This window comes from Clostridium sp. UBA2485 (assembly GCF_002341865.1).
Taxonomy (GTDB): domain Bacteria; phylum Bacillota; class Clostridia; order Clostridiales; family Clostridiaceae; genus Clostridium_J.
In genome coordinates, this window is sequence record NZ_DDOV01000089.1 from 271 (window position 1) to 5110 (window position 4840).

Annotated in this window: 5 protein-coding genes; 3 read left to right on the forward strand and 2 right to left on the reverse strand. The window is 24.8% G+C overall.

Going from position 1 to position 4840, the window contains the following annotated elements:
- Nucleotides 1-684 precede the first annotated feature (684 nt).
- The 3 genes from B3603_RS18320 (at nucleotide 685) to B3603_RS18330 (ending at nucleotide 2397) form a co-directional block, all read left to right on the forward strand.
- Entirely contained in the window at nucleotides 685-1791 is a 1107-nt protein-coding gene (locus tag B3603_RS18320; RefSeq protein ID WP_291567598.1) for a mechanosensitive ion channel family protein, read from the forward strand.
- Between the two features lie 68 nt (nucleotides 1792-1859).
- Complete coding sequence (locus B3603_RS18325; RefSeq protein WP_291567601.1) at nucleotides 1860-2105, forward strand: hypothetical protein; 246 nt, start codon at nucleotides 1860-1862, stop codon at nucleotides 2103-2105.
- A complete protein-coding gene (locus B3603_RS18330) occupies nucleotides 2086-2397 on the forward strand; it encodes a YbjQ family protein (protein WP_291567603.1) in 312 nt (103 codons plus the stop codon). Before B3603_RS18325 ends, B3603_RS18330 begins: the two co-directional genes overlap by 20 nt.
- A gap of 127 nt (nucleotides 2398-2524) precedes the next feature.
- On the opposite strand, the gene B3603_RS18335 is transcribed toward B3603_RS18330, so the two are convergent.
- Both B3603_RS18335 and B3603_RS18340 read right to left on the reverse strand, forming a co-directional pair.
- Nucleotides 2525-3400 carry a YitT family protein gene (locus tag B3603_RS18335; protein WP_291567604.1) on the reverse strand — a complete coding sequence of 292 codons (876 nt, stop codon included), beginning with the start codon at nucleotides 3398-3400 and terminating at the stop codon, nucleotides 2525-2527.
- A gap of 192 nt (nucleotides 3401-3592) precedes the next feature.
- Nucleotides 3593-4390 carry a hypothetical protein gene (locus tag B3603_RS18340; RefSeq protein ID WP_291567605.1) on the reverse strand — a complete coding sequence of 266 codons (798 nt, stop codon included), beginning with the start codon at nucleotides 4388-4390 and terminating at the stop codon, nucleotides 3593-3595.
- Between the last annotated feature and the right edge of the window lie 450 nt (nucleotides 4391-4840).

The window sequence follows — 4840 nt, forward strand, 5'->3', positions numbered from 1 at the left end:
GATCCCCCGGTGAGCCACCAAAGCTTAGTACAAAGTACTAAGCTTTTTTTAGTTTTATGAAAAAATAAGAATTAAGAGTTCCTTTTGATATATTTTATATCATACTAAATTACTGAAATTTATATATAGTATTACTATATATGAAGTACATATCTTCGTTTAACTCAAATTTCAGATTGCTAAGATAAGTAAATTTGAGAGATAGACATCAATAACCTTTCATTCTCAACTTTTAAATTAGTAAAAAACCCTGATAATTAGTCGCAAATTTCCATATTTCGAAGTTTATGCTTTAAAGTAAATAAAATGAAATATGAAATAATTAAAGTTTGTAATTTTACATCATAATTTGTCGAAATGCCTTTTAAATCTATAAAGATATATTTATAATAATAATTATTAACATATATAAATACAAGTTTATAAATTATATTTATGTAGATTACTTTTATTTATAATAAAATTTAGAGACTATATGTATTTTTATGTATAATGCTTTAAAATAGTATTAAAAATTTTCTGCAAAATTTGATAAAAAGATTTATATTTTATTAAAGTAGATATTTTATCATAATATCTCAATATGTGGCGAATACAACGCATACATGTATATAATTGCTATAGAATATAAATATGGAAAATTTAATATATACTATTTAATAGGATAATAAGAAGGGAGATTTTATGTTAGCATTAGTTTTAAGTGATGTATTTAATAATGATTTTATACAAGCTATAGTTAAAAATCCGTTATATGTTACATGGAGAAAGATTGCTATTGCTGTTGGAGTATTTGTATTAATACTATTTTTAAGAAATATATTTGCTAAGTATGTGATGAAAGCATTAATGAAAGTTTTATCTAAAGCTGGAATTAAAGGTGCCTTAAAAATAGTAAAAGCTTTTGAAAGACCATTAAGAAACTTCTTTTTAATATTAGGTTTTTATATAGTAGCTATGGCTTTTAAGGATATGCTTTATTTAAGTCCTAAAATAATACAAAGAATATTTGATAGCTCAGTTATTATATTGATAGCTCAAGGATTAATGAATTTAACAGATGATTCATCATTAATATTTGATAAAATGGAAAATTATGATGTTAAAGTAGATAAAATATTATATCCTTTTATATCAAAAACATTAAAACTTATAGTTATAGCTTTAGCAATATATATGATTGCCGAAAAATGGGAATATAATCTAAAAGCATTTATTACAGGATTAGGATTAGGGGGATTAGCATTTGCTTTAGCCTCAAAAGATGCTGCTTCTAATATTATTGCAGGAATTATAATAATATTAGACAAACCTTTTTCAATTGGAGACTGGATTCAGTGTAAAGGACTAGAAGGTTCTATTGAAGATATTTCATTTAGAAGTACTAAGATTAGAACTGTTGATGAGGCATTAATTACAGTACCTAATTCAATTTTAGCCAATGATTCAATATTTAATTTTAATAGAAGAGATAAAAGAAGAATTAAATTTACTTTAGGAGTAACCTATAATACTCCTAGAGAAAAAATACAAACCTGTATTGATAAAATAAAGAAGATGTTAGAATTACATGAAAGTGTTGATAATGACGGTATCTTAGTTACTTTTGATAATTTTAACATAAATAGTTTAGATATATCTATTTGTTATTACACTAGTAAGGCAGGACTTAAGGATTATTTAACTATTAAAGAAGAGATTAATTTTAAAATAATGGAGATACTGGAGGAAGAAAAAGTTTCAATAGCTTTTCCTACAAGAAGTATATATATTGAAAATTCTCAAGAATAATATAATTTATTAGTGGTGTAGCAAATACCATTTGAGTACAGTTAAATATTATAAAATAAGGTGAGTTTATGAAAAAAGTATTAACAACCATAATTATAACACTAATTTTTCTATGTTTAGGTGGGGCATTTATTTACTCATCAATTGAAGAATTTATTATAATGGGTGGATTTCCTGGCGATTTAATATCAAAAGTTGCTATGATTTTTATGCTAATATTTGGTATAATTCTAGTTTTAGCACTTGTATATAATATGATTGAGAGAATTAAGGAAATTAAACGAGGTGATGAAGATGATATTAGTAAATACTGATTATATTAGTGGAAAAGAAATAGAGACAATATCTATGGTAAAAGGATCAGTTGTATGGTCTAAGAACGTAGGAAAAGACATATTAAGCGGACTTAAAACTTTAGTAGGTGGAGAGATAGTAGCCTATTCTGAAATGATGAACGAAGCTAGAGCAATAGCAACAAAGAGAATGGTGGAAGAAGCTGAAAGCTTAGGAGCTGATGGAATTATTAATATAAGGTATGCTACAAGTTCAATAATGAATGGAACTTCTGAAGTTATTTGTTATGGTACAGCAGTTAAATTTAATTAAAAAAGTAAAACCCTAATATTGGGGTTTTACTTTTTTAATTATAAAAGTTTTTATTTAATATTGTATATTACATATGAATTATAGATAAATTATTACTTTTAATTTTAAATAAATATATATAATTTTACTATGATAAAGGATTAGAAAAACCCTTTCCTTGAACTTCAGCAGTATCTATAATTGATACAAATGCAGAGCTATCAACTGATTTTATAATATGTTTAGTTTTAGGAAGCTGTCCTAAGGAGACTATACAATAAAGTACATTTCTCTTATCATGAGTATAAGCGCCTTCACCATACAATACAGTAACCCCCCTACCTAATTCCTCCATGATAGCTTTTGTAACTTCTTTTTGCTTTTGAGTAATTATAAAAATCATTTTTTGACTATTAAAGCCTTTAATAACTTTCTCCATAATAAAAGCAGTTGTATACATAGAGATAAGAGTATATAATCCAACATTAAAACCAAATAATAAACTTCCAATTGATACTATTATAAGGTTTATGCCAAAACTTACAGAACCTAAGTTTATACCAAATTTCTTTTTCATATATACGCCTATTATATCTAATCCACCAGTTGAACCATGATTAGTAAATACTATTCCAAGACCAAGGCCGTTTAAAACTCCACCATAAATACAATATAATAATAGATTTGATTCCGATACAGGTAATAATACAGTATTTAAAGGCTGAGATATTATTAACCCTAAAGAAAGAGATAAAGTACCAAAGGCTGTTAAAACAGTAAACTTTTTATTTATTTTACGAGAACTTAAAATAAATAGTGGAATATTTAATATCAATATAGTGTACCCCATAGGGATTTTAGCTATGTACTGAAGTATTAAAGCTATACCAGAAAGTCCACCACTCAATAGGTTAGAAGGTATAATAAATAGGTTTATACCAACAGCACATATAAAACTGCCTAACACTATCATAATGCAGAATTTAATAAGTTCCGATTTACTTATTCCTAAGTCTAATTTCATAAATAAAACCTCCTAACTAAAATTATTAAATAAATAATATGCTTAATTTAATTACTTTATCACAATTAAAAGATAATAAAAAGACTTTAAATAAAAATTTAAAGTCCAAAATAAATATAAAATATGTTAGGTACTTATGAAATAAACTATATTAAGAAATTTATGTAATCAAATATTTACAAGTCATAATTTTTAATTCACATATGGTACTAACTGTTCCAGATGATAGTATATATTTTTAACACCTTGAGACCAGTTCTTATCTTCTGAATATTTTCTATTTACCCATATAAAGGGATCTACATTCGGAGGTCTATCCTTAGACAAATTGACTACAGTTCTTGAAGCTATTTTAGTTGAGTCTTCAATGTCTGTATTATATTTCTGCCAACTATTAAATACATTAAAGGGATTATTAGCTATTTGCTCAGCATTGTAATGATTTTTAGGAACAAAGCTTTGTTCTTGGCCAGCTATTGCAAAGAGTAGCAATGGATTTAAATTAAACTCTTCTGAGATATTTATTATAGTAGAAAAGTAGGGCTCTTCCATTAAGATTGAATTTCTAGTAGATAGATATTTTTTTAAACTAGCCCTATCTATTTCTCTATATTTAAAACTATCATGAAGATGAGCATTTTTTGATTCTCTTGCAATTTCTTTATACATTTTTGAAAGATGTTTTTGTCTTTCATTAGTAAGATCAAGTGTTGTAATATAGTATATATCATTGTTAGAAAAAGCCAGTACTTCATTATTGGTTTGATTATTAAAGGTATATTTGGCTTTTAGATTGTATGATATTTCATAATTATTTAAAGTAGTTAAATTGCTAAAAGAATCTTCTTTTAGAGAATTATCTTTATGAAACTGCTCATTATTATTAGATAAATATATTAAGGTATAGGTGCATATACAGCAAAATACTATAACATAAGTGAAAAGTATACTAATTAGTTTATCTTTGGAAATTTTGTTTCTTATTTTCATTTAAAACCACCATAAATCAATTAATATTTTTATAATATGCTTTAATTTAACCGAAATATGGAATATTTATTCATTAACGTAATAAAAGTCACAATGTAACCATATGGCAAATTTAATTAGAATAAAATTTTTAAAATTAATTTTGAAAAAATATATACTGATGTAATGAAATAAAGGTTATGTTATCGTAATACTTTTTCATATAAAAATGATAATTAATGTATAAAGTTTTACTAAATAGCAAATATTTTAATAAATAATTAAATATTATTGAAAAAACTGTTGACTATGTGAAAATATGATGATATTATATTTTTTGTCGAAAGCGACAGATAAAGTGTTAATAACTAAGAAAAAAATGTGAAAAAAAGTTGTTGACAAAGTCTTAAGTAGATGATAAGATAATTAAGCAGTCGAAAAACGACAGCAAAACTTGGTCTTTGAAAATTA